This window comes from Peteryoungia rhizophila, assembly GCF_004912145.1.
Lineage (GTDB): Bacteria > Pseudomonadota > Alphaproteobacteria > Rhizobiales > Rhizobiaceae > Allorhizobium > Allorhizobium rhizophilum.
Genome location: NZ_STGT01000003.1, coordinates 248,196 through 273,159 on the forward strand (window position 1 = coordinate 248,196; position 24,964 = coordinate 273,159).

General features: G+C 62.0%; 20 protein-coding genes. 3 read left to right on the forward strand and 17 right to left on the reverse strand.

What is annotated here, in order from left to right:
* Nucleotides 1-21 precede the first annotated feature (21 nt).
* On the forward strand, nt 22-894 hold the full coding sequence (locus tag E9677_RS12175) for an ATP-binding protein (protein WP_136558377.1): 873 nt from the start codon (nt 22-24) through the stop codon (nt 892-894).
* An 80-nt stretch (nt 895-974) separates the two neighbouring features.
* Here the strand turns inward: E9677_RS12175 and E9677_RS12180 are convergent, their stop codons facing one another.
* The 14 genes from E9677_RS12180 to E9677_RS12245 all read right to left on the reverse strand — a co-directional run bounded on the left by E9677_RS12180 (nt 975) and on the right by E9677_RS12245 (nt 17,586).
* A complete protein-coding gene (locus E9677_RS12180) occupies nt 975-2,522 on the reverse strand; it encodes a peptidoglycan DD-metalloendopeptidase family protein (protein ID WP_136558378.1) in 1,548 nt (515 codons plus the stop codon).
* A gap of 179 nt (nt 2,523-2,701) precedes the next feature.
* Nucleotides 2,702-3,355: a protein-L-isoaspartate(D-aspartate) O-methyltransferase gene (locus E9677_RS12185; RefSeq protein WP_136558379.1), complete on the reverse strand. Its 654-nt coding sequence runs from the start codon at nt 3,353-3,355 to the stop codon at nt 2,702-2,704.
* A complete protein-coding gene (gene surE / locus E9677_RS12190) occupies nt 3,352-4,122 on the reverse strand; it encodes a 5'/3'-nucleotidase SurE (RefSeq protein WP_136558380.1) in 771 nt (256 codons plus the stop codon). Before surE ends, E9677_RS12185 begins: the two co-directional genes overlap by 4 nt.
* Nucleotides 4,123-4,144: 22 nt before the next feature.
* On the reverse strand, nt 4,145-5,428 hold the full coding sequence (gene serS / locus E9677_RS12195; protein ID WP_136558381.1) for a serine--tRNA ligase: 1,284 nt from the start codon (nt 5,426-5,428) through the stop codon (nt 4,145-4,147).
* Between the two features lie 105 nt (nt 5,429-5,533).
* Nucleotides 5,534-6,355 carry a twin-arginine translocase subunit TatC gene (gene tatC / locus E9677_RS12200; RefSeq protein ID WP_136558382.1) on the reverse strand — a complete coding sequence of 274 codons (822 nt, stop codon included), beginning with the start codon at nt 6,353-6,355 and terminating at the stop codon, nt 5,534-5,536.
* Nucleotides 6,352-7,092, reverse strand: coding sequence for a Sec-independent protein translocase protein TatB (tatB, locus tag E9677_RS12205; protein WP_136558383.1), 741 nt, complete (start codon nt 7,090-7,092; stop codon nt 6,352-6,354). Before tatB ends, tatC begins: the two co-directional genes overlap by 4 nt.
* 113 nt (nt 7,093-7,205) lie before the next feature.
* Nucleotides 7,206-7,433: a twin-arginine translocase TatA/TatE family subunit gene (locus E9677_RS12210; protein WP_136558384.1), complete on the reverse strand. Its 228-nt coding sequence runs from the start codon at nt 7,431-7,433 to the stop codon at nt 7,206-7,208.
* A 12-nt stretch (nt 7,434-7,445) separates the two neighbouring features.
* Nucleotides 7,446-8,573: an ABC transporter ATP-binding protein gene (locus E9677_RS12215; RefSeq protein WP_136558385.1), complete on the reverse strand. Its 1,128-nt coding sequence runs from the start codon at nt 8,571-8,573 to the stop codon at nt 7,446-7,448.
* Between the two features lie 89 nt (nt 8,574-8,662).
* The gene (gene scpB, locus E9677_RS12220; RefSeq protein WP_136558386.1) at nt 8,663-9,397 is read right to left on the reverse strand and encodes an SMC-Scp complex subunit ScpB; all 735 of its coding nucleotides are present in this window, start codon (nt 9,395-9,397) and stop codon (nt 8,663-8,665) included.
* Between the two features lie 7 nt (nt 9,398-9,404).
* A complete protein-coding gene (locus E9677_RS12225) occupies nt 9,405-10,202 on the reverse strand; it encodes a segregation and condensation protein A (RefSeq protein ID WP_136559045.1) in 798 nt (265 codons plus the stop codon).
* 71 nt (nt 10,203-10,273) lie between these two features.
* The gene (gene nagZ / locus E9677_RS12230) at nt 10,274-11,302 is read right to left on the reverse strand and encodes a beta-N-acetylhexosaminidase (RefSeq protein WP_168801198.1); all 1,029 of its coding nucleotides are present in this window, start codon (nt 11,300-11,302) and stop codon (nt 10,274-10,276) included.
* A 127-nt stretch (nt 11,303-11,429) separates the two neighbouring features.
* Nucleotides 11,430-14,483 carry an SPOR domain-containing protein gene (locus tag E9677_RS12235; RefSeq protein WP_136558387.1) on the reverse strand — a complete coding sequence of 1,018 codons (3,054 nt, stop codon included), beginning with the start codon at nt 14,481-14,483 and terminating at the stop codon, nt 11,430-11,432.
* Nucleotides 14,484-14,548: 65 nt separating this feature from the next.
* Complete coding sequence (argS, locus tag E9677_RS12240; RefSeq protein WP_136558388.1) at nt 14,549-16,309, reverse strand: arginine--tRNA ligase; 1,761 nt, start codon at nt 16,307-16,309, stop codon at nt 14,549-14,551.
* Between the two features lie 59 nt (nt 16,310-16,368).
* On the reverse strand, nt 16,369-17,586 hold the full coding sequence (locus E9677_RS12245) for a deoxyguanosinetriphosphate triphosphohydrolase (RefSeq protein ID WP_136558389.1): 1,218 nt from the start codon (nt 17,584-17,586) through the stop codon (nt 16,369-16,371).
* Nucleotides 17,587-17,782: 196 nt separating this feature from the next.
* Between E9677_RS12245 and erpA the strand changes: the two genes are divergently transcribed.
* Both erpA and xth read left to right on the forward strand, forming a co-directional pair.
* Complete coding sequence (gene erpA / locus E9677_RS12250; protein WP_136558390.1) at nt 17,783-18,115, forward strand: iron-sulfur cluster insertion protein ErpA; 333 nt, start codon at nt 17,783-17,785, stop codon at nt 18,113-18,115.
* Nucleotides 18,116-18,122: 7 nt separating this feature from the next.
* A complete protein-coding gene (gene xth / locus E9677_RS12255; RefSeq protein WP_136558391.1) occupies nt 18,123-18,908 on the forward strand; it encodes an exodeoxyribonuclease III in 786 nt (261 codons plus the stop codon).
* Between the two features lie 84 nt (nt 18,909-18,992).
* On the opposite strand, the gene exoR is transcribed toward xth, so the two are convergent.
* From exoR to E9677_RS12270, 3 genes are all read right to left on the reverse strand, one after another.
* Entirely contained in the window at nt 18,993-19,784 is a 792-nt protein-coding gene (gene exoR / locus E9677_RS12260; protein ID WP_136558392.1) for an exopolysaccharide production regulator ExoR, read from the reverse strand.
* Nucleotides 19,785-20,330: 546 nt separating this feature from the next.
* Nucleotides 20,331-21,587, reverse strand: coding sequence for an OmpP1/FadL family transporter (locus E9677_RS12265; protein ID WP_136558393.1), 1,257 nt, complete (start codon nt 21,585-21,587; stop codon nt 20,331-20,333).
* A gap of 438 nt (nt 21,588-22,025) precedes the next feature.
* The gene (locus tag E9677_RS12270) at nt 22,026-24,956 is read right to left on the reverse strand and encodes a valine--tRNA ligase (protein WP_136558394.1); all 2,931 of its coding nucleotides are present in this window, start codon (nt 24,954-24,956) and stop codon (nt 22,026-22,028) included.
* Between the last annotated feature and the right edge of the window lie 8 nt (nt 24,957-24,964).

Consider the following 24,964-nt stretch of genomic DNA (forward strand, 5'->3'; position numbering starts at 1 on the left):
CAGACGACGAGGAGGATGACGATGGCCGATCAGACCGTGGCGGCACTTCTGGCCGAAGTGAAGCGTCTCGCCGACGCCGTGGAGCGGCTTGCGGGACCTGCGCCCGCCGTCAACGACTGGCATGCGGCGGATTGTTTCGTCTGGGCTCCGCACCGGCTGCATCTTCAGCCGGTCAAGCGTCCCAACCGCGTCGAACTCGGCCTCATCCGCGGCGTCGATCATGTGCGGGACATCCTGCATGAAAACACGCTGCGTTTCGCCGAGGGATTTCCGGCCAACAACGTGCTGCTCTGGGGTGCGCGCGGCATGGGCAAGTCCTCGCTGGTCAAGGCCGTCCATGCGGACATCGTCAAAACGAATGGCATCTCGCTGAAACTGGTCGAGGTTCACAGGGAAGACATCTCCACCCTCCCTGCCCTGCTCGACATCATCAAGGACGCCCCGCATCGGATCGTCGTCTTCTGCGACGATCTCTCCTTCGACCATGACGACACGGCCTACAAGTCGCTGAAGGCGGCGCTCGATGGCGGCGTCGAGGGACGACCGGACAATGTGCTCTTCTACGCGACCTCGAACCGCCGCCACCTCCTGCCCCGTCACATGATGGAGAACGAGCAGTCGACGGCCATCAACCCATCCGAGGCGGTGGAGGAGAAGGTCTCGCTCTCGGATCGCTTCGGCCTGTGGCTCGGCTTCCACAAATGCAGCCAGGACGAATACCTGACGATGATCGATGGCTATGCAGCACATTTCGAACTGCCGCTGCCGCGCGCGCAACTGCATCACGAGGCACTGGAGTGGGCCACCACCCGCGGCGGGCGCTCCGGCCGCGTCGCCTGGCAATATATCCAGGACCTCGCAGGTCGACTGCGGATCTCTACCGACCGGCATTGAGCCGACACTTGACACTGCACACGCAAAAAAGGCCCGGAGCGCGAGCTCCGGGCCTTTTCAGTATCCTGGTACGCAAAACACTATTCCAGGAAAGTGATCGGGTTGACCGGGGCTGCATCCTTGCGGACTTCGAAATGCAGCATCGGACGCTTGACGTTGCCGGTCATGCCTGACGTCGCGATCGTCTGGCCGCGCTGGACCTTCTGGCCACGCTGGACCGAGAGCGTATCGGCATGGCCGTAGACGGTGACCTTGCCGTCGTCGTGGCGAACGAGAACCGTATTGCCGAGTTCCTTCAGGCCGTTGCCCGCATAGATGACCACACCGTTTTCGGCAGCCTTGACCGGCGTGCCCTGCGGCACGGAAATCGCGATGCCGTCGCTGCGCTTGCCGTCGATATTGGAGCCGAAATTGGCGATCACGGCACCGCGGGCCGGCCAGCGATACTTGCCGATGCCCGTCATCTCGGGGGCTGCGGTTTCAGACTTGACGGCGGCGACCTCGGTGACCGACTTGTTGGCGGCCGGCGCCGTATAGCCGGCGGGCTGGCCATTGGCCGGAACCGACGCGGTCTTGACCGGGTCGGCAGTCGGAGCCGCAGCCACCTGAGCGACTGGCGCCGGGTTCGCACCCCTTGCCGGGACCACCAGGGCCTGGCCGATGCGGATATTGCCCGTCGTCAGGCCATTTGCCTTCTTGAGGTCATCGACCGAGACGCCGTTCGCCTTGGCGATACGCACAAGCGAATCGCCGGGCTTGACGATGTAGGAACCTGCACCTTCACCTGCCGTGGCCTTGCCGGTTGCGGCCGAGGCCGAGACCTGCTGCTTTTCGCGAGAGTTCGGAGCATTCGGCAGGACTGCGACGTTCTGCTGCTGGTCGCCCGGCAGGACCGGCTTGCGGCCATCGGTCGGCAAACCGGACGCGTCGGCTGCAGCGCGGGCGGCATTCGGACCACCAAAGGTCGGGATGATGACGAGTTGACCCGGGGCCGCGTCGGTCGGCTGGGTCAGACCATTGGCCTTGAGCAGTTCGTTTTGCGGCACGCCGTAACGATCTGCGAGCGTCGCAATGGTTTCGCCGGGGCGCAGCGTCACGCGGGCAGCGCCCGCCGTCGACCATCCACCCTGCTTCGGCGTGGTGCCGGTGCTGCGCGGCTCCGCCAATACCTGGCCAGGATTTGCCATCGCCACCTGACCGCCCTGCTGGGGTGCGGAAGGGAAAGGCTGCGAAAGTGCTGCTGCACGCTCGGAATTGTTGTTGGGTACCGGCGCCTGGGCCATGCCCGAGGGTGCGGCGAGTTCGGATCGCTGGACGGATGCAGGGGTGCTGGCGGCACGGGCCGATACCGGCTGCTCATAAGCGGGGCTCGCCGGCATTGGCTGGGCCATGGCCTGGTTCTGACCATACATGCCACCACCATTGCCGATGCTTTCGGCGGGAACGGGCGGCTGACCGCGCATGGCGGACTGACGAGGGATGGACGCTGTCGTCAGACTGTCCGTGGAGAAGACCGAGCTGAAACGCGAGGCATCCGAACTGCAACCGGCTGCAGTACCGGCCAGGAGGAGCGCACCGCACAAACGAGCGAATGGCAACCCAGCTTTCGGCGATACATTTTTACGCATGACTCGACCCACATATGACGCAACTTGATATGGGTTCATTAAAGCGCGTTAGTATTACCGGTCAGTTAACCCCGTGGATTCATTGTGAACGAATTCGCCCAAGCGCATATAATTGATGCATCGGAGACGCGTGTACGCAGGCCCTGCAGCGGTTCGACACCGACGCGAAAGATCGAAGCTCAGAGGTGCTGGGCGATCTTCGGCTGCAGCGGCAGGAACGGGACCTCGAAGAGATCTTCCCGTTCGAAACGGCTGCCTGTCTTGGTCAGGCGCACCATGATGCACCGCTCCTCGTCCACCATCAGAGGCACGAGCAGCATGCCACCGGAAACCAGTTGTTCGGCGTAGAAGCGCGGCATCACCGGATAGGCTGCGGTCGACACGATCCGGTCGAAGGTCCCCTCGCCGGCCAAGCCGTTCGACCCGTCCACCTGACGCAGGATGACATTGCGGATCGCAAGCTGCTCGAGCCGGCGCTGTGCCGCCGCGAGCAGCGTCTTGTAGCGCTCGATCGAGACGACCCGTTCGGCGAGCCGGCCGATAACGGCCGTGAGAAAGCCACTTCCCGTGCCGATCTCGAGGACGCGGTGCCCGGGCTTCACCTGGAGATGCGACAGCAGCCGAACCGACAGATCCGCCCCTTCCATGAACTGCCCGCATTCGATGGGGATAGAGCGGGTCGAATAAGCGCTCTGGGCGAACTCCGGAGGAACGAAGGTCGAGCGCGGCGTCTGTTCGACGGCCGTCAACAGGTCGAGATCGGTGATGCCTTCGGCACGTAGCCGCAGGACGAGGGCCGCGAAGCCTTCACGCTCGACAAGTGCCGACCTCAAGCCGTGCCTCCCTCGACGAGGGCTGCGGCGACAATGTCCTGGACCGTGTAATCCGTCATGTCGAGTTTCAGCGGCGTGACCGAAATCCTGTGCTCACGCAGCGCATTGATATCCGTGCCGGCGCGGAAATTGCCCTTGCGGTCGCCAAACCGGAGCCAGAAATAGGGAAGCCCACGGCCATCCTGACGCTCCTCGACCGAGAGGCCGAAATCGAGCTTGCCCTGCGAGGTGACGTCGATGCCCTGCACGTCCGCCGGTTCGCAGTTCGGGAAATTGAGGTTGAGGAAGGTGCCGGGTGGGAGATCCACCGAGGACAGCTTCTTCAGGAGATCCGGTGCCAGCGCCTCGGCGACATGCCACGGGATCGGTGCACCGGCTTCGTAGCTATAGGCCTGGCTCAGCGCGAAGGAGCGGATGCCGTGCACCGTTCCCTCGATCGCGCCCGCAACCGTTCCCGAATAAGTGACATCATCAGCGAGGTTCGCACCGGCATTGACCCCTGAGAGAACCAGATCCGGCTTGCGGTCGAGCACCTTGCGGATCGCCATGATGACGCAATCCGTCGGCGTGCCGCGCAGGGCGAACTTCTGCTCTCCGAGTTCCCGCAGACGCAGGGGCTCCGACAGGGTCAGCGAATGGGCAAGGCCGCTCTGGTCGGTCTCGGGCGCCACGATCCAGACATCGTCGGAGAGGCTACGGGCGATGCGCTCCAGGGCGCCGAGCCCCGGAGCGTGGATACCGTCATCATTCGTCAGCAGGATACGCATGGTCACTCCGGTCGCGGCGTGATCAGGCCGCCTTCTCGATTTTCTTGATGCCGCCCATATAGGGCAGGAGCACGTCCGGCACGGTGATCGAACCGTCCTCGTTCAGGTAGTTTTCCATGACCGCGATCAGGCAGCGGCCGACGGCCGTTCCCGAACCGTTCAGCGTGTGCACGAAAGTCGTGCCCTTGCCGTCCTTGTTGCGGTAGCGGGCGTTCATACGACGGCCCTGGAAATCGCCGCAGACGGAGCAGGAGGAGATTTCTCGGTAGGTGTTCTGCCCGGGTAGCCAGACTTCCAGGTCATAGGTCTTGCGGGCGCTGAAGCCCATGTCGCCGGTGCAGAGCGTCATGGTGCGGAAATGCAGGCCGAGGCGCTTCAGCACTTCTTCGGCACAGGCCGTCATGCGCTCGTGCTCGGCCATCGAGCTTTCGGCGTCGGTGATCGAAACCAGTTCGCATTTCCAGAACTGGTGCTGGCGCAGCATGCCACGGGTGTCGCGGCCGGCCGAACCGGCTTCCGAGCGGAAGGACGGAGTGAGCGCCGTGAAACGCAGCGGCAGCTTTTCCTGGTCGAGGATTTCGCCAGCGACGAGGTTGGTCAGGGTCACCTCGGCGGTCGGGATCAGCCAGCGGCCGTCGGTCGTCTTGAACAGGTCCTCGGCGAACTTCGGCAGCTGTCCGGTGCCATACATGGCGTCGTCGCGCACCATCAGCGGCGAAGACACTTCAGTATAGCCGTGCTCGCTCGTGTGCAGGTCGAGCATGAACTGACCAAGCGCGCGCTCGAGTCGGGCCAATTGGCTCGTCAACACGGTGAAACGTGCGCCGGAGAGCTTGGCCGCGCGCTCGAAATCCATGTAGCCGAGGTTTTCGCCGATTTCGTAGTGCTCGAACGGCTTGTGGTTCCAGGTCGGCTTCTCGCCGACGACCCGGGCAACCACATTGTCGTGCTCGTCCTTGCCCACCGGCACGTCGTCATGCGGAATGTTGGGTATGCGCGACAGGGCGTCGTTGAGCTCTGATGTGAGCTGGCGCTCTTCCTCTTCGGCAGCCGGCAGCGTGTCCTTCAGCGAAGCCACTTCCGCCTTCAGCTTTTCGGCGAGCTCCATGTTTTTCTGCGCCATGGCGGCGCCGATGTCCTTGGAGGCGCTGTTGCGGCGCGACTGCATGTCCTGCATCGCCTGAGCCACCGCACGCCGCTTCTGGTCGAGCGCGATCAGCGAGGCGGACAGCGGCTCGGCACCGCGCTTGGCGAGTGCGGCATCGAAGGCCTCGGGGTTTTCACGGATCCACTTGATATCGAGCATCGTCGTTCCAGGTCTTGTGCTTCGACCGGGAGCGGAGTGGCCGGCGGCCATGTCCGGCCCCATGTCTTGATGGGTTGTGGCGCGGCGAGATGGCTTGCCGCCGTCTCAGGTCTCGTCAGCCGCCGAAGCCTCGGCGAGCGCTGCCTCGTCTGCCGACTTGGCACGGCTCTTCTCGACGAGTCGCGCCGCGTAGATAGCCACCTCGTAGAGAAGGATCGTCGGCAGTGCAAGACCGATCTGGGAGAGCGGATCCGGCGGTGTCAGGACTGCGGCGACGACGAAGGCAACGACGATGAAATACTTGCGCTTGTCCGCCAGCCACTGGCTGTCCAGGATGCCGACGCGTGCCAGAAGCGTGGTGATGACGGGCAGCTGGAACACGAGGCCGAAAGAAAAGACCAGCGTCATGATCAGGCTGAGATATTCGGAAACCTTGGGCAAGAGCGAGATCGCCACCTCTCCTTCGCCCGGGCTCTGCTGCATGGCGAGGAAGAACCACATCACCATGGGCGTGAAGAAGAAATAGACGAGTGACGCGCCGAGCAGGAAGAGCAACGGCGAGGCCACGAGGAAAGGCAGAAAGGCGGCGCGCTCGTTCTTGTAGAGACCGGGCGCCACGAACTTGTAGATCTGCGAGGCGATCACCGGGAAGGCGATGACCATGGCGCCGAAGGCGGCGACCTTCACCTGGGTGAAAAAGAACTCCTGGGGCGCCGTATAGATGAGCTCCGCCTTGCTCAAATCCATCCCCGCCCAGGACACGGCCCATTTATAGGGCACGACCAGCATGTTGAAGAGCGGCTTGGCGAAGTAGAAGCAGACGATGAAGGCAAGGAAGAATGCGCCCAGCGCCCAGATGAGGCGCGACCGCAGTTCGATGAGATGCTCGATCAGCGGCTGGGGCTTGTCGTCAGTTTCGCCGCTCATGCGCGGTCCTCACTCTTGGGCTTGCGTGCCTTGGGTGCCGGCTTGGCAGTGGCCTTATCAGCCGGGGCTAGCTTCGTGGCCGTCGACTTGCCAGCAGCAGCCCTGGGCTTCGTCGCCGCAGGTTTCGCGGTGACCGGGGCAACAGCGGCTACAGGTGCTGCTTTCGCAGATTTAGGGGCAGCCTTTGTCGGAGCAACGGCCTTCGCGGCGGGCTTGCGGCTGGGTGCCTTCTTGACGGCGACCGGAGCCGGCGCTGCTGGTGCCGAGGTCGCCGGGCTCGTGACTGGGGCTGCCGCCGCGGGAGCTGCAGGTTGCGCGGCGGAGACTACGGGCGGCTTCAGCGCGTCCGGAACCTCGCCGAGGCCGAGCGGCACGTCCGGCAATATGGAATTCTCTTCATAACCGTCGTCCTGCGGCGCAGGCTTGCTCTGGGGGCGCGTGGAGCGCTCCAGATCCGACTTGATCTCCTGGCCCATCTGACGCAGCGGGTTCAGGGTCTCGCGGATCGAATTGGTCGGATTGAGTGAACGGATATCGTTGACCGTGCTCTTCAGGTCATCGAGTTCGGCTTCACGCAGCGCCTCGTCGAACTGGGAGCGAAATTCGCCGGCGGTCTGCCGCAGACGCTTGGTCATCTTGCCGAATGCCCGGATCATTGGCGGCAGGTCCTTGGGACCCACGACCACGATCAGGATCACGGCGACCACCAACAGCTCGGTCCAGCCTATATCCAGCATGCAAACGGGCTCCTGATGCCACCCAGGGCGCCTCGAAACGGGCGCCGGTCTTCCACTACTTCAACGAAGAACGGGCAGCCCGAAGAGCCGCCCGTCCAATCGGCGGATGCCGATCACTTCACCTCGTCGGCCTTGTGATCGACCGTCTTCGTCACAGTCGGCTGGGCCGGGGTGTTCGAGGCGGTCTGCTTCTCGCTCTCGTCCTCTTCGCTGATGCCCTTCTTGAAGCTTTTGATGCCCTTGGCGACGTCGCCCATCAGCTCCGGGATCTTGCCGCGGCCGAAGAGAAGCAGGACGATCGCCAGAACGATGATCCAGTGCCAAATGCTAAACGAACCCATGCCTGCCACTCCTTAGATTTTCGTTTCCCCGATGTAGGGGCTTTCCGGTGTCTTTTCAAACACCAAAATGTCTTTGGGCTCAACCGCAATCGTGACATCACGCACACCCGCTGACAGGATATCGGCCCGGATGCGGGCGCGGACGGGTCGCTCCGTGCCGGGCACTGCGAGATCGAGCAGTTCGACGACGCCGAGAAAACGTCGTGCAATGATGCGGGCCGGAATGCTGCCGCCGCTGTCGCGCACGGCAAGATCAGACAGGCGAACCGCAATTTCGACCTCGGTGCCTTCAGCGATATGGCCGGCTTCGGCCGCGCCAAGCGGCGTTTCCACCCGTCCACCACGCACGCGGCCGGCGAACTCGTTGATTTCAGAAAAGAATGCGGCCGCGAAGATGTCGTTCGGTCGGCGATAGAGATCGTCCGAAGTGCCAACCTGGACGAGACGGCCATTCCTCAGGAGCGCAATGCGGTCGGCCATGCGCATCGCCTCTTCAGCATCATGGGTGACGACGACCGCGGTCGCGCGGGTCTCACGAAGAATTGCAAGCGTGTCGGCCCGCACAGTGTCTTTCAGCCGCGAATCGAGACCGGAGAAGGGCTCATCCATCAGGAGAACGCTGGGACGGGGTGCCAGCGCTCTCGCCAGCGCCACACGCTGCTGCTCGCCGCCCGACAGGGCATGCGGGAACTTTTCGGCATAGTGGGCGAGACCGACGCGCTCGAGTGCCACCATCGCCTCGGCCATAGCCTCCTTGCGCGGCAGTGCAGTCAGGCCGAAGCGCACATTGTCGAGCACGCACATATGGGGGAAGAGGGCAAAGTCCTGGAACATCAGCCCAATGCCACGCTTTTCCGGCGGCAGGAAGGTCCGGGGTCCGGCGACTTCGCGGTCATTGATCACAACCCGACCGGAGGTCTGCGCTTCGATGCCGGCGGCGATCCTGAGCAGCGTCGTCTTGCCGGATCCGGACGGACCGAGTAGGCAAAGCACCTCGCCCGGCTCCGCCGTCAACGAAACACCGCGGATCGTATCCTTGCCGTGATAGCTGTGTTGAATGTCCTGAAAGGTCAGGCGCGCAGCAAAGGTCACGCCCGCCGTGCGCTGGCCGTCTCCATGCTGGGTCTTCGCTGGGTTCATTCTGCCGTCCGCGCGGTACATCCGGATCGTTGCGGCCGCAATGACTGCAGACGAGCCGGCGGAACCGGTCACCATTGAAAAAGCTGACCCTATTCCTCTGCTTCACCGCCCGGAGTCAAGAGGCCGAGCTCTTCGAGATCCAGCTGGGTGATCGGATCTTCCTCTTCGCTGAGCTCGTCATGGCCCATGGGAAGGGGAATATTGAAGTTCGCCGGGATGCGGCCGGAGAGCAGCCCTGCCCCCTTCAACTCTTCGAGACCGGGAAGATCGCGCAGTTCCTCCAGGCCGAAATGGTCGAGGAAGTCACGGGTCGTGCCTAATGTCACCGGTCGTCCAGGCGAACGGCGGCGCCCGCGAAACCGCACCCAGCCTGCTTCCATCAACACGTCGAGCGTGCCTTTGGACGTCTGCACGCCTCTGATGTCCTCGATCTCGGCGCGCGTGACCGGCTGGTGATAGGCAATGATCGCCAGCACTTCGAGGGCGGCACGCGAGAGCTTCTTGACCTCGGCCTCGTCGTTGCGGATGGCGAAGGAGAGATCCGCGGCTGTACGGAACGCCCAATGGTCGTCGACCTGAACGAGGTTCACACCGCGGGCGGCATAATCCTCCTTCAACTGATGCAGGATCTCCGTGGCGACAATGCCACGCGGCAGACGCTCTTCGATAAAAGTGGTCGAGACCGGCTGGGCCGAGGCAAAGACGAGCGCTTCGGCGATGCGCAGCGCTTCACGCCAGTCGAGTTCGGCACGCAGAGATGCGGCATGACCGCTCTCCTCCGCGTCCACACCGTCTTCCGGCTCGAGATCGTCGACATCGGCCATGTCAGCCTCACTCCACCGATTTCAGGGCTTCGGCCCTCGGGCCGCTGCGCATGTAGATCGGCTGAAAGGCACCTTCCTGGCGGATTTCGAGCCGCCCTTCCCGCACCAGTTCAAGGGATGCTGCAAATGAGCTCGCGATCGCCGTCACCCGATCCTCGGGGCTCGGCAGATAGCGCAACAAAAAATGGTCAAGTGCGGTCCAGTCGGTGATCTCGCCGATCATCCGGGTCAGGATGCCGCGCGCATCCGACAGCGACCAGACACGCCGCCTCTCGATCGTCACCTGGGTGATCGCCTGGCGCTGACGGAGTGACGCATAGGCCGTCAGAAGGTCGTAGAGCGAAGCCTCGTAGGCGCTGACGGCCCGAGAGGGAACGTGTTCCGGTGCACCGCGGGCATGGACGTCACGGCCGAGGCGATTGCGGTTGATCAACCGGCTCGCGGCCTCGCGCATGGCTTCCAGCCGCTTCAGGCGGAAGGCGAGCGTCTGCGCCATTTCCTCGCCTGAGGGACCATCGTCCTTCGGCTGCTGCGGAATGAGCAGGCGCGATTTCAAGTAGGCGAGCCAGGCCGCCATGACGAGGTAGTCGGCGGCCAGCTCGATCCGGATGCGCCGGGCGCTTTCGATGAAAAGCAGATATTGCTCGGCCAGTGCCAGCACGGAAATGCGGGCGAGGTCGACCTTCTGGTTGCGGGCGAGGAAAAGCAGAAGATCGAGCGGGCCTTCGAAGCCCGCCACATCGATCAGCAGTGCCGGATCGCTCGCGGCCCGCTCCTCTGCATTGTCCTGCCAGAGGCTGTCCATCGGCGTCGGTACCGGCGTTTCCCCTTGCGAGGGCCGGTTGAGGATCGTCGGCTGGACGGGGCCACGCACCATCAGGCCACCGCCATCAGGTTGGCGAATTCGTCACGCAGCGCCTGCTCGTCAGCAATGTCGGGAGCAACGAAAGCCGCTTCGACCGCGTCGGCCCGCTCACGCGCCCGGCCGGACAGATCGGAGACGGCGGATGCCACCGCTTTCATCTCGTCCATATGGCCGTGGCAATGCAGGATGACATCGAGCGTCGCGGCGATCCGCACCGCGCGCTCGCCGATCGTCCCCTCAAGCGCATTCATCGAAATATCGTCGGACATCAGCAAGCCCTCGAAGCCGATCGCTTTGCGGATAATTTCCTCGGTCACGATGCGTGATGTCGAGGCGGGATGATCCGGGTCGATGTCGGTATATACGACATGGCAGCTCATGCCCATGAGCTCGTGGGCCAGCGCCTTGAACGGCACGAAGTCATGCGCCTCGAGTTCGGCGCGCGGCACGGTGACGACGGGCAGTTCATGGTGGCTGTCGGCCATGCCGCGACCATGGCCCGGGATATGCTTCATGACGGGGAGAACACCGCCAGCCTTGAGCCCATCGGCTGCAGCCTGACCCATCTTTGCGACCACGTGTGGCTCGTTGGAATAGGCCCGGTTGCCGATGACATTGGAGGCACCTTCGATCGGCACGTCGAGCACGGGCAGGCAGTCGACATTGATGCCAAGACGATAGAGGTCGAAGGCATGCAGGCGCGACATCAGCCAAGTTGCGCGCAGCCCCTTCTCCGCATCCTGGTCATAGAGCGCACCGAGATCGGCGCCGGAGGGATAGCGCGGCGCAATCGGCTCGCGGATCCGCTGCACGCGCCCGCCCTCCTGGTCGATCAGCACGGGCACATTCGCCCCGCCACCGACCGTTTCACGCATTTCCGCGACCAGATCCTTCACCTGCGCGGCCTCGCCGATATTGCGGCCGAAAAGGATGAAACCCCAGGGCTGTTCATCGCGATAGAAGGCCTTTTCGTCAGCGGTCAGGCGCTGGCCGAGGCAACCGAGGATCATGGCTTTGGCGGGACGGGATCGTGCTGTCATGGGAAGACCATATCGAGGGGGAGGAAAAAGCCGAAGGGACCGGAAGGCGGCGTCAAGCGCTCATACACAAGAAAAGAGGCGGAACACGCGGTTCCGCCTCTCAAAAGTTTGAAAACTACGCTGTGTCTCAGCGCGAGACGAGGCAACTGCCACCGGCCGAGCGATACTGTTCGCACAGCGCCACGGCCTGTTCCTTGGAGCCTGCGACCACGCGGACGCGATAGAACGTACCCTTGCCGGGGATGTCCGCCTGGCGGATTTCCCAAGGCTTGCCGCCGAGGACGTTGCCGAACTTGGAAGACAGGTTGCGGTAGCTCGTCTGGGCGTCGGCTTCCGACGGCAGCGAGGCGATCTGGATGCCGAAACTTCCAGCCGGCGCTGCGGCGGCGGGAGCCTGCGTTGCAGCAGCCGGAGACGCCGCGGCGACTTCGGTAGACGCTTCAGCCGGTGCGGTCGCTGCCGACTGCGCCGGACGGACGTTGCCCTGATCGGTGACAGTTCCGACCACGTTGACCGGTTGATCGGCCGGGCGGCTCGTCGGGATCGGCGCGCGCGGTGCGCCCGGATCGGTTGCAGCCGGTGTCGCGGCGACATCCGCGGCCGAAAGGGTTTCGATCGTTTCCGGCGTCGCCACAGCCAATTCTGCAGCAGCGTCAGCCGAAGCGGCTGGCACTGTTGCCGGAACAGCGGCTTCGGTGGGGCCACCTGGTGTCACCACGCGGGTATCGACAGTCCTGACGGTATCGACTGCATTTGCAGAGGGCACGCTCGGTGGTGCGAGAACCGGTGTGGCAGCCGTCACCTGGTCGGGCGTTGCAACTGACGTTTCGATCGGGGCAGGCTCGGCCGGCACTTCCTGTGCCACCAGCGTTCCATCAGGGCGGACGATCATGGTGCGAACCCTGCGCGGCGTGATTGTCGCCGGGTCCTCGGCGGCCGCCTGCTGCGGCTGGCCGTCGGGCAGAAGGCGCGGATCCTCGGTCTCTCCGACCGGGGTCGCCATCGCCTCGTTCCCACCTTCCATCGGCAGCGATTCAGGGATCAGGGTGCGCTGCACCACATCGACAGGCTGTTCCTCGGACGAAATCAGGCTCGTCTGCTTGGGGTCCTCGATGCCATTGCCCGCAACGCGGTCATAGACGGCCTTGTCCTGGTTCGGAACGGATTTTCCGCCGGGATTTTCAGGCACGATCTTCACAGGCGTCTTGTCGGCGGCGATCACCTGCGGCTCACCACCGGAGAGCGAACCGACGGCACCGCTGCCGAGCCAGGCATAAAGCCCGCCGGCGCCGGCGAGCAGCATGACGACGGCCGTACCGGCCATCAAATAGGGCTTGATGCGGCGGAAGCGGAAGCCCTGCCCTTCACCGGCGATAGTGATATGACCACGGCTTTCGGGTTCGAAGTGACCAGAGGCAGACATGGTGGTCAAGAGATCTTCTTCGAGTGCCTTTTCGAAGGCATCGAAATCTTCGAGCGGCTGCGTTGCTGCCTGCGGGGCGGCAGTCACCGGTGCGGCAGACACCCGGCCGGCCGCAACCGGCTTCGGCTGCGCCGGTGCCACGGGCTCTTCGAAGAGTGTCGCGAGTTCGGCGTCGATATCGATGTCGTAATCCGGTTGGGCCGGTTGGGCCGGGCGCGCTTCCGCCACCGGCACGTCCGGCACATCCATGCCGCTCAGGGTTTCAAGCAGGTCGTCCTGCTCCGAAATCTCGGAGGGATCGAAGCCGAAGCTGTCATCCATGGGAGCGGCAGAGCGAACCGGTACCGAGGACTGTACTGGAGCCGGTGCATAGGTTTCAGCCGCAGGGCGCGTCATCGGCGCCGAGTAGGACGAAGAGACGGAAGGTGTCAAAGCAGCAGCAAAACTCGCCGCGACCGGGGCAGCAGCAAAAGATGGCGCAACCATCGGCTCCGGACCGGCCTGCGGCGCGGGAGCAGCAGAGAACACCGGAGCAGCCGATGCCGCAGCGGCAACAATGGCGGGCGCCGGCTGGCTCGGAGCTTGTTCGGGCGCAACATCGATATCGGACAAATCAAGATCGATCTCATCCAGCTGCAGCTCGAATTCCTGATCGGCGAAGGGATCGAAATCCTCTTCGGAAACAGCAGGGGCTGCACGTTGTGCGACCGGCTCCTCGACCTTCGGAGCGACAGGCGCATCCTCTTCGAACGCGAGATCATCGAGGAAGTCGAAGCCGAAATCGGGCTCATCATCAGCGACGCGATGGGCCGTTTGCGTCGGCGCCGGCGCGACAGGCGGATCCATTGCAAGCGCGAAGGGATCGAATTGCGACACAAGTGTCGGTGTCATCGCGACTGCGGGAGCGGAAGACGAAACGGCCGGGATCGGCTCTACGGGACCCGAGGCCCAATCGAAGGTCGGCTTGCCGAAGTCGAGATCACCGAGCGGCTGCGGCGCATCTACGGACGGAGCACTCGGCGCGTCGAATCTCGAAAGATCCAGGGCCGGCACTTCCATCGGGGGCTGCACGGCAACCGGCGGCTCGGCGCGGCGCACCGGCTGGGCGGAGAAATTGGCCAGCGGCAGACGCAGGCGCGGCGGCTCCGGATGAACCGGACGCGACGGCGCAGCAACCGGCTCGGGGCGAATGTCGGCATCCGCAACCGCGAATTCCAACTCTTCGGCGAGATCGAAGGTGACTTCAGGCTCTGCAATAGGCTCGAAGCGGACTTCGTCGTGGTCCGGGGTCAGAACCGAATCTGCGGCATAGGGATCCGCAATCGGCGCATAGACGTCAGCAGATGGGGCATCTGCTGCCACGAATTCCACATGCTCGGGCTCATAGGTGACATCTGGTGCCGCAGCCGGCACGACATAGCTCGGGGCCTCTGGTTCGAAGCTCGGCTCCTCACGATGCCGCGGCGCCTCATAGGCTTCTACGACGGAAGGGCGCGGCAGCACGGGCTCCGGCGCCTCGAGCCCAGGCGCATAGGAAGCGAGATCGGGCGTGGCTTCATAGCCATCGAACTCGCGCATCAGCTCGTCTTCGAGATTGAAGTCCGCTGACCCCATGTCCGGCGCCTGTGGCAGCGTCACGACAGGCTCGCGCTTCAGGGGCTGGTCGAACCCGACAATGCGGGCGAGTTCCGCCAACGGATCATCATCCGCGAAACCATCGCCCTGCGATCGCATGTTTGCAGCCTGCTTCTGTACCATACCCTGTTCCACTCACTTACGCGACTCAACGCCTGCCAGCGCAATGTGGGGAATTGGTGACGATACTATCGCATTTCGACCGGAGCTTCGGTGCCAGTAATGGCCAGTCCCGATTTCAACACGGAGGCGACAGCATGCACCAGCCCAAGCCTGGCGATGGTTAATTCTCTATGTTTATCGTTAACAAAGCGTAATTCGGGCGAATCCTTGCCCTTATTCCAGTGCGCATGGAGCGAGCTTGCCAGATCATGCAGGTAAAATGCAAGACGATGCGGCTCCTGCGACAGTGCTGCCGCCTCGATGATCCTCGGATATTCAGCAAGCTTCGCGATCAGCGACAGTTCCGTCGGGTCCTCGATCTGTCCCATTATGGCACCGGCAAGGTCGAGTTTCTCGATCTCGAGGCCCGGGAACGCTTCCTTCGCCTGGCGCATGATCGACATGCAGCGCGCATGGGCATACTGCACGTAAAAGACCGGGTTGTCCTTCGACTGTTCCGTGACCTTCGCGAAGTCGAAGTCGAGCGGCTCGGAACTCTTCCGATAGAGCATCATGAAACGCACCGAATCGCGACCGACTTCCTCGACCACTTCCCGCAGCGTCACAAAGTCACCCGAACGCTTCGACATCTTCACCGGCTCGCCGTCGCGGTAGAGCTTGACGAGCTGGCACAGCAGCACGGTCAGCTTCGACTTGCCTTCGGAGACGGCGCGGTTGACGGCTTCGAGCCGCTTCACATAGCCGCCATGGTCGGCGCCGAGCACATAGATCATCTCGGAGAAGCCGCGATCGAACTTGTCCTTGAAGTAGGCGACGTCGGCGGCAAAATAGGTATAGGAGCCATCCGACTTCATCAGCGGACGGTCGATGTCGTCACCGACTTCGGTCGAGCGGAACAGCGTCTGCTCACGGTCTTCCCAGTCTTCCGGCAGTTGGCCCTTCGGCGGCGGCAGCGTGCCGCGATAGACATGGCCCTTGAAGGTCAGATCGTTGATTGCGGTGCGGATCTTGGCCGCGCCATTGGCATGCAGCGTGCGCTCGGAGAAGAAGACGTCATGGTGCACGTTGAGCGTGGCGAGATCGTCACGGATCATAACCATCATCGCGTCGATGGCCTTTTCCTTGACGATGGCAAGCATATCCTCTTCCGGCATGCCGTAGAGCTTGGTGCCGTATTCATCCGCCAACGCCTTGCCGACGGGAACGAGATAATCGCCCGGATAGAGGCCCGCCGGGATATCGCCGACATCCTCACCCAGCGCCTCGCGATACCGCAAGAAGGCAGAGCGCGCGAGGACGTCGATCTGTGCTCCGGCGTCGTTGATGTAGTATTCCTTGGTGACCTCGTAGCCAGCGAAACCAAGCAGGTTGGCAAGCGTGTCGCCCACCACGGCGCCACGGCAATGGCCGACATGCATAGGGCCTGTCGGATTGGCGGAGACATATTCGACATTGACCTTGTGGCCGGCGCCGACGGTCGCGCGCCCGAAATCGGTGCCCTCCCGGATCATGACCGCGAGCAGCCGCTGCCAATAGGCGACCGAGAGGCGGATATTGATGAAGCCCGGACCGGCGACGTTCACTTCGGCGATATCGGGATCCTGCTTGAGCTTCTCGCCGATCAGGTCGGCGAGCGCCCGCGGGTTCATGCCCATGCCCTTGGCAAGCACCATGGCGGCATTGGTCGCGGCATCGCCATGGCTCGCATCGCGCGGCGGCTCGACGACGATGCGGCTGAAGTCGAGGCTGTCGCGCTTCTCGCGCACCGCCTCGATCTCGTCGAGCGCTGCTTTGATCCGGATTTCGAAATCGGCGAAAAGATTCATGGCGTGTCCCTGCACGCCGGTGCGTCGCACCGGCGTTCCTTAAGAATTTCGTCGGGTGCCTATCGCAATTCGGGAGTCCGGTCAAACAGCTCCCGATGCGTGCGCACCGCATAAGTGTCCGTCATGCCGGCCAGATAATCGCCGACATGGCGAGCTTTCTGACCGTCATTGAGGCCTGAAATGTGGTTGACCCAGAAGTGGCTCTTCATGAGCTTCGGGTCGGCCATGTAGGCATTGAAGAGGTCGGTGACGATCTCTGCGGCGGCCGCCCGGATGCGCATGATATCAGGATGGCGATAGATGCGGCTGAATAGAAGCTTCTTGATCGCCTTGTCGGTCTCGGCCATCTGATCGGAGAAAGTGGCGATCGTCATCGAAGCCGCCCTGATATCCTCGACGCTCTGCGGTTCGACCTGTTTCAACCGATCCTGCGCGACGCCGATCACGTCTTCGACCATGCGGGTGATCTGCCGGCGCATGATCTCGTGGGTGAACCTGTCAGGATCGAGATGGGGATAGCGGTCGCGCACCTCCTTCATCAGTCCGGCGAGGAAGGGAACGTCTTCCAACATCTCGAAGGTCAGATAGCCGGAGCGCAGGCCGTCATCGATGTCATGGGTATTGTAGGCGATGTCGTCGGCGATGGCCGCGACCTGGGCTTCGAGCCCGGCGAAGCTCGCCAGTTCCAGATCGTGGATCTCGCAATAGTCCAGGATCGGCTGCGGCACGGGGCCGCGAGTCCCCTGCCCGTCTGATGTTTTCAATGGTCCATTATGCTTGACCAGACCTTCGAGCGCCTCCCAGGTGAGGTTCAGCCCGTCGAAATCGGCATATCGCCGTTCGAGCTTGGTGACGATGCGCAGCGACTGGGCATTGTGGTCGAAGCCGCCATAGGGCGCGAGAACCTCGTGCAGCGCATCCTCACCCGTGTGGCCGAAAGGCGTGTGGCCGAAGTCGTGGACGAGGGCCACACCCTCTGCCAGATCCTCGTCGAGCTTCAGGGCGCGGGCGAGTGCTCGCGCGATCTGGGCCACCTCGATCGTATGGGTGAGACGGGTGCGATAATGGTCACCATCCGGGCCGATGAAAACCTGGGTCTTGTGTTTGAGGCGGCGAAAGGCGGTCGTGTGGACGATGCGGTCGCGGTCGCGCTGGAATTCGGAGCGGGTCAGGCTGCCGCCCTCAGCAAAAAGACGGCCACGGCTGTTCCAGGGATTAGTGGCATAGACTGCCCGTTCGCCGGTGCCAAAACCCAGTGCGGATTGATCGATCGTCATGCCTGTGCCGCCTGCTCCCCATTGACGCAACTCTTGTGCCTTCATACCTATAGCGGACAAAGCCGCAAGGCGATGCGGGTTCCGAAGCGCTTTCGGCCCACGCCGCCTTATCAAAAGTTGCGCATTGCGTGACAATGCGGTGATTTGCGCCGAATAGAACCGTTTTCACCGGGCCTTGAACCCGGCAGGAGGCAAAATGAGCATCGAGACCGTCACCCTTTCCGAAGCCGCTGCGAAGCGAATCGCTGCAATTGTCGCGGCCGATGCCGAGAAGCAGGCGTTGCGCGTGTCCGTCGAAGGCGGCGGCTGTTCCGGATTTTCCTACAAGTTCGACCTCGACGGCCAGCCCGCAGGCGACGACATCGTGATCAGCCGTGACGGCGCGACCGTCCTGATCGACCCGATGTCGCTGATCTACATGGCAGGCTCCGAGATCGACTTCGTTGACAACCTGCTCGGCCAGTCGTTCCAGATCAAGAACCCCAATGCGGTGGCGAGCTGCGGCTGCGGCACCAGCTTCTCCGTGTGAGTGCCTGATGAAAATTGCCACCTGGAACATCAACGGCGTCAAGGCGCGCATCGAGAACCTGTGCCAGTGGCTGAAGGACAGCGATCCGGACATCGCCTGCCTGCAGGAAATCAAGTCTGTCGATGAAGGCTTTCCACGCGGTGAGATCGAGGCCCTCGGCTATCATGTCGAGACACATGGCCAGAAGGGTTTCAACGGCGTCGCGCTTCTCTCGAAGGTCAAACCCGACGAAGTGAACCGTGGCCTGCCTGGCGACGATACGGACGAGCAGGCACGCTTCATCGAAGGCGTATTCTCGGTCGAAGGCGGCGTGGTCCGTGTCTGCTCGCTCTATCTGCCGAACGGAAACCCGTCCGACGATCCGGTCAAATACCCCTACAAGCTCGCCTGGATGGCGCGTCTTGAAGCCTTTGCGCGTGATCGCATGGCGCTCGAGGAGCCACTGATCCTTGCCGGCGACTACAATGTCATCGCCGAGCCCCACGATGCGAAAGACCCCAGCCAGTGGGTGACCGACGCGCTCTTCCTGCCCCAGACGCGGGCGGCATTCCGACGGCTCGAGAACATCGGCTTCGTCGATGCTGTACGCGCCACAACCGACGAGACACCGCTTTTCTCCTTCTGGGATTATCAGGCCGGCGCCTGGCAAAAAAACAACGGCATCCGCATCGACCACCTGATGCTGTCGCCGGAGGCCTCCGACCGTCTTCAGTCGGCGGCGATCGAGAAACATGTCCGGGCCTGGGAAAAGCCGTCGGATCATGTGCCGGTCATCGGCCACTTTGCCTTCTGACCAGCCAGGATATGCCGAACAAAGACATATGGGCGCCGAGGCGCCCATTTTGATGTGTGCAGCAATATGTGGATGCTCGAGGTCTCAGTCGCCCTGCTCGTAGACCTGCGGTGCCAGTGCCACCGCAACGCGCCGGTCGTCTTCGGTGGCGAGCGAGAAAGCCCGCTCCTGCAGGTCCTGCATCCAGGGACAATCCTTCTGACCGCAACGATCGAGCGCCGCTGTCAGGAAAGCGAGACCGCGGACGGTCTGCCCTTCTTCGAACAGCACATTGCCGAAGATCGACATGGCGCCCGCATGACCGCTCTTGCGCGCCATGTTGAGCCACTTCTTCGCCTGCTGGACATTCACGCGACCGCCCTCGCCGGCGAGGATCATGCGCGCCAGCTGGAACTGTGCTTCCGGTACGCCAAAGGTTGAGGCGACCTGGAAATAGATCTGGCGCGCCTGGGCAAGGTCCGCCTTCACGGGGCTGTCGGGGATACCCTGGCGGTAATAGCGGGCAAGAGACAGAAGCGCATTGACGAAGAACCCGGTATCGGCAGAACCGGGCTCGACGCCCTGGTTTGCAATCTCGGCATAGATCTTGAAGGCTTCGAAGTCGTTTTCGACGACGCCGTCACCGGCCTCGTACATGTTGGCGAGCGCCCAGCGGGAGCCGGTATGGCCCTTCTCGGCCGCATATCGGTAAGCCTCGACGGCCTCTTCCTTCTGGCCCTTCTTGTAGGCATTGAAGCCGAACTTGAAGAGATCGAACGGACCGGACTCCTTGCTGACGCTGCCATTCATGTCGAAGGCGCGTGCAGTCGGGCTCCAGGACAGCAAAAGAGCTGCCGTCAGAAGTACCACGGAAGATTTCAAGTCACGTAGACGCATGGGTCCGCACAATTTCCAAGACATGATGGACATCAGAAGCATCGCCCCGCACTTGCGGCCGGTACAACTGCGCCCGACTTCGAGATTACACCACAGCGATGAATAGACGGTTCATATCCAACCTTCCGGGTGGGCCTGTCGTCTCTGCTCAATCTTGTTCTCGTCTGCATGATCTGGAGGCTAGACCGGATTTCCGGCAAGACCGGGGCGATCGCTCGCGCCCTCTCCATTTCATCCGTCAGATGGGCCGATCGCTCCCCAAAAGCGACCGAAGTCATTGCTATCAGCACCGAATTTTCGCCCCACAGGCTCATTTGAAACTCTTCACGCCACCCACAGGAAACAGCCCCCGCCGTTTCCGGAAACACCGGTGCTCTTTGTTTGTGGCGGGAAATGGACAAATTCGGCGCGAGCGCGGCAGCCGAAGAAGGATAGATGCGCTGTTGCAGAATCATCACATTCCGGAAAGCTGAAATAGCGGTCGACGGCTTGAAACGAAAGAAGCCCGGACGAGCCGGGCTTCTGGAGGTCTAAGGTCTGCGAGGCTTAGAAGCGGATCTTGAGCGATGTCGAGACGGCGGCGGCGAGGTCGGTGCCGAAGTCGTAGGAGACGTCGCTGCCATAAGACTCACCGTCGATCGTGACAGCTCCCGAGCTACCCGAGGTGAGCAGGCTCACGGCACCTGCGAGACGGAACTCAACATTCTCAGTCGGCGTGTAGGAAACACCAGTGCCGAAGATCCAGGTGTCGCTCTGAGCACCAAAACCCTGAGACGTGCCACGATCCCAAGTCACGGAACCTGCAACGCTCCACTGGTCATTCAGCTTGTGACCAATACCACCGCTTACAGTCCAACCGTCCCGGTATGCCAGATCGAGGGAGGTTCGCTCCACATTCGTTGTCGAGTTATAGAAGCGGATGCGCTGCAACTGGCTCCAATCGGTCCACTTCACCGAGCCGAATGCCAACCAGTCAGGGGCGATACCTGACTGAATCTTCATTTCAATAGAGTCGGGCATAGCCGCCGAACCGTAGACGTTTTCGATCGCTGCACCGGTAACCTGCCGCAAATCGAGAGTGCCTGTGATATCATCCAGCTTCACCTGGCTGTTATAGACCAAGCTGGCACGAAGAGCGTATTCTGGAATTTCGTAGGCTGCCCCAATCCGCCAGCCATAGCCATCCCCTTCGAGATCGAGGCGCCCGATGCCACTTAGGCCCGCCAAGGGCGGCACACCGGCGAGAACATCAGGGCTGATTACGATGCGCTCCTTGAAACCATCGACTTCCTGATAAAAGCCGCCGCCGATAATACGCAACTGGCCAGGGCCCACGTCGAACTTGTAGGAGCAAGTAAGCGCATAGTTATGGCTGTTGACCTTCGTCTCAACATTCTGGTTCGCGCCGGCCCAGTCGGTACCAGGCTTGGTGTGAGCTCCCCACGGCTGAGAGTAGTCTGCCATGCAAGCCACACCTTCAGTAAGGTTCGCCTTGAAGCCAATTCGAGGAACAAAGTAACTCTCTGTCTCATCGACAGAGTTTGAACGTGAATTCAGATTGCCACCGCCCAACGCTTCGCCAGTTCCGAAATTTGGATTGCTGGTATCGGTATCACGTACATTTTTGAGCGTACGATCCGGCGCTACATACGTCACGCCGCTCTCGAACGTGTACTGACCCGGATCGAAAAGAAGGTCGATGTTATAACCGCCGCGTTCAAGACCGCCTGCCTGCGCGCCTCCCACGAATGCGCATGCTGCGATCAGCCCGAGGGCGGTGGTTTTCATCAAGTGGTTCGCCATGTCTCTCCCCAATTCCGGCAAAACTGTGATTTGCGATAGTAGACATGTGCGACAGAATGACAATCGGGTGATCGCCGTCACAGCTTTGTTCCATTGCCGAAATTTTTACGTAATGGTTTTGACGCGCACGTAAAACAGCCATTCGAATGGATGATTTTTTCATATCTGGTCAACTTGCGGCCATTACGCAGTGCAATTATTCCAATACCGCCACATAGCGTTGCCGTAACGCCACATGCGTGACGATGATCGCAAAGAGCAAAAATAAGGCAGTTGCATTTGCGATAATCGGGAATGACCGCCACCTGATTAGTATATCGGCCTGAATCGTTACGCAGTGCAGCATTTTTCTGACGCAAACGTTTCGTTTTGAAACAAAAGGAAAGGGCCGGATCTGAGATCCGGCCCTTGGAATTATATTCCCGATGCCTGGGCGGGTCAGCCGGCCTCCATGACCCGCTTCAGCGCCGTCTCCAGGCTTGCCTTCTGCACTTCCAGTTCCTGGTAACGCTCGCGTTCGGCAGCGACCACCTCAGGATTGGCATTGGCGACGAACTTTTCATTGTTCAATTTGCCGGCGATGCGGGCCATCTCCTGGTCGACCTTGCCGATCGCCTTTTCGATGCGTGCCTTCTCGGCAGCTAGATCGATCAGGCTGCCCAGCGGCAGGCAGGCGGTCGCCTCGCCGACAACGATCTGGGCCGCTCCCTTTGGCGCGACATCGGCGACGCTGATCACCTCGACGCGGGCGAGCCGCTTGATCGAGGCGTCATGGCGCAGCAGCCGTTCCTGGGTGACGCCATTGGCACCGACCACGACGAGTGGTGCCGTCGCTCCCGGCGGCACGTTCATCTCGGATCGGGCCGAGCGAATGCCGGTGACGAGATCAATCAGCCAGTTGATGTCGGCCGCCGAATTTTCGTCGGAGAACTCCGGCGTCGGCCAATCAGCATGGCAAAGGAGCAGGTCGCGAGACGCGCCCTCGCCTGCCGTATGCGACCACAGCTCCTCCGTCATGAAGGGCATGAAGGGATGCAGCAGCTTGTAGATCTGCTCCAGCACATAGGCCGCACAGGCCTGTGCTTCCTTCTTGGCCGTCTCGTCCTCGCCCATGAAGACGGGCTTCAGCAGTTCCAGATACCAGTCGCAGAACTGGTTCCAGACGAAGCGGTAGAGGCTGCCGGCCGCATCATTAAAGCGGTAGCTTTCGATTGCTTCCGTCACTTCGCTTTCAGTGCGCGCCAGTTCCGTCAGGATCCAGCGGTTGATCGCAAGCGAGGTCGTCTGCGGCAGGAAGCTCGGATCGGCCTTGACGCCATTCATCTCGGCGAAACGCGTGGCGTTCCACAGCTTGGTGCCGAAGTTGCGGTAGCCGGCGATGCGGGCAGGATCGAGCTTCACGTCGCGGCCCTGGGCTGCCATGATCGCCAGCGTAAAGCGCAGGGCATCCGCACCATATTCGTCGATCAGGTCGAGCGGGTCGATGACATTGCCCTTCGACTTCGACATCTTTTGGCCGGCCTTGTCGCGAACCAAGGCATGGACATAGACCGTGTGGAAGGGCTCGACCGGATTGCCGTCCTCGTCCTTCATGAAGTGCAGGCCCATCATCATCATGCGGGCGACCCAGAAGAAGATGATGTCGAAGCCGGTGACCAGCACGTCGGTCTGGTAGTATTTTGCCAGTTCCGGCGTGTTGTCCGGCCAGCCGAGCGTCGAGAAGGGCCAGAGCGCCGACGAGAACCAGGTGTCGAGCACGTCCTCGTCACGGGTCAGGATCTCGCCGGGCTGGAAGTTTTCGAGCTTCTCCTCGACCCAGGCCTTCCACGGGCCTTCATGGGCGATGTAGTGCTGGATCGCCGAATGCAGCGCTTCTTCCTCGGTCTTCTCGACGAAGACCTGACCGTCAGGACCATACCAGGCGGGGATCTGATGGCCCCACCAGAGCTGGCGCGAAATGCACCAGGGCTCGATGTTTTCCATCCATTCGAAGTAGGTCTTTTCCCAGTTCTTGGGGACGAAATTGGTGCGGCCTTCGCGCACGGAGGCGATCGCCGGCTCGGCCAGCGTCTTTGCATCGGCAAACCACTGGTCGGTCAGCATGGGCTCGATGACAACGCCGGAGCGGTCGCCAAAGGGCTGCATGATCTTCTTGTTCTCGACGAACGGAATGTCGTTGCCTTCATCATCCTGGGTGGTGACGGCGAGACCCTCCGCATTGATCGCATCGACGATGCGCTTGCGGGCCTCATAGCGGTCGAGACCACGATACTCGTCGGGAACGAGGTTGATGTCATCGACTTCCGCTTCGTTCGGCAGGTGGCCGGTCTTGGCGATCTCCAGCGCACGAACGGCGTAGACGGCATAGTCCTCGCCGTCGTCGCGCATCTTCGCCTGGGTATCCATCAGGCGGTAGAGCGGGATCTTGTTGCGGCGGGCGACCTGATAGTCGTTGAAGTCGTGTGCGCCGGTGATCTTGACCGCGCCTGAGCCGAACTTCGGATCCGGATATTCGTCGGTGATGATCGGGATCAGACGGCGATGTTCCTTCGGTCCAACCGGGATTTCGCAGAGTTTGCCAACGATCGCCGCATAACGCTCATCCGAGGGGTGAACGGCGACAGCACCATCGCCCAGCATGGTCTCAGGCCGCGTGGTCGCGATCGCGATATAGTCGCGCTCTTCCTGGAAGATGACGTTGCCGTCCTCGTCCTTCTCGACATAGGTATAGGTCTGACCACCGGCGAGCGGATATTTGAAGTGCCACATATGGCCTTCAACTTCCTTGTTCTCGACCTCGAGATCGGAAATCGCCGTTTCGAACTTCGGATCCCAGTTGACCAGCCGCTTGCCGCGATAGATCAGGCCTTCCTTGTAGAGCGTGACGAAAACTTCGAGGACTGCGGCCGACAGGCCCTCGTCCATGGTGAAGCGTTCGCGCGACCAGTCACAGGAGGCGCCGAGGCGCTTCAGCTGGTTGAAGATCAGGCCGCCCGATTCTTCCTTCCACTCCCAGACCTTCTCGATGAAGGCTTCGCGGCCCATGTCGCGGCGCGAGAGGTTCTGCCCGTTTTCGGCGAGCTTGCGCTCGACCACCATCTGAGTCGCTATGCCGGCATGGTCCATGCCCGGCTGCCACAGCACGTCCTTGCCGCGCATGCGCTCGAAGCGAACCATGATGTCCTGCAGCGTGTTGTTCAGCGCATGGCCCATATGCAGCGAACCGGTCACGTTCGGCGGCGGGATCACGATGGTGAAGGTGTCCTCGCCCGGTTTCGCATTGGCGCCTGCGCGGAAGGCGTCCGCCTCTTCCCAGGCTTTCGCGATCTTCGGTTCGACGGCGGCTGAATCATAGGTCTTTTCGAGCATTTTCCGAC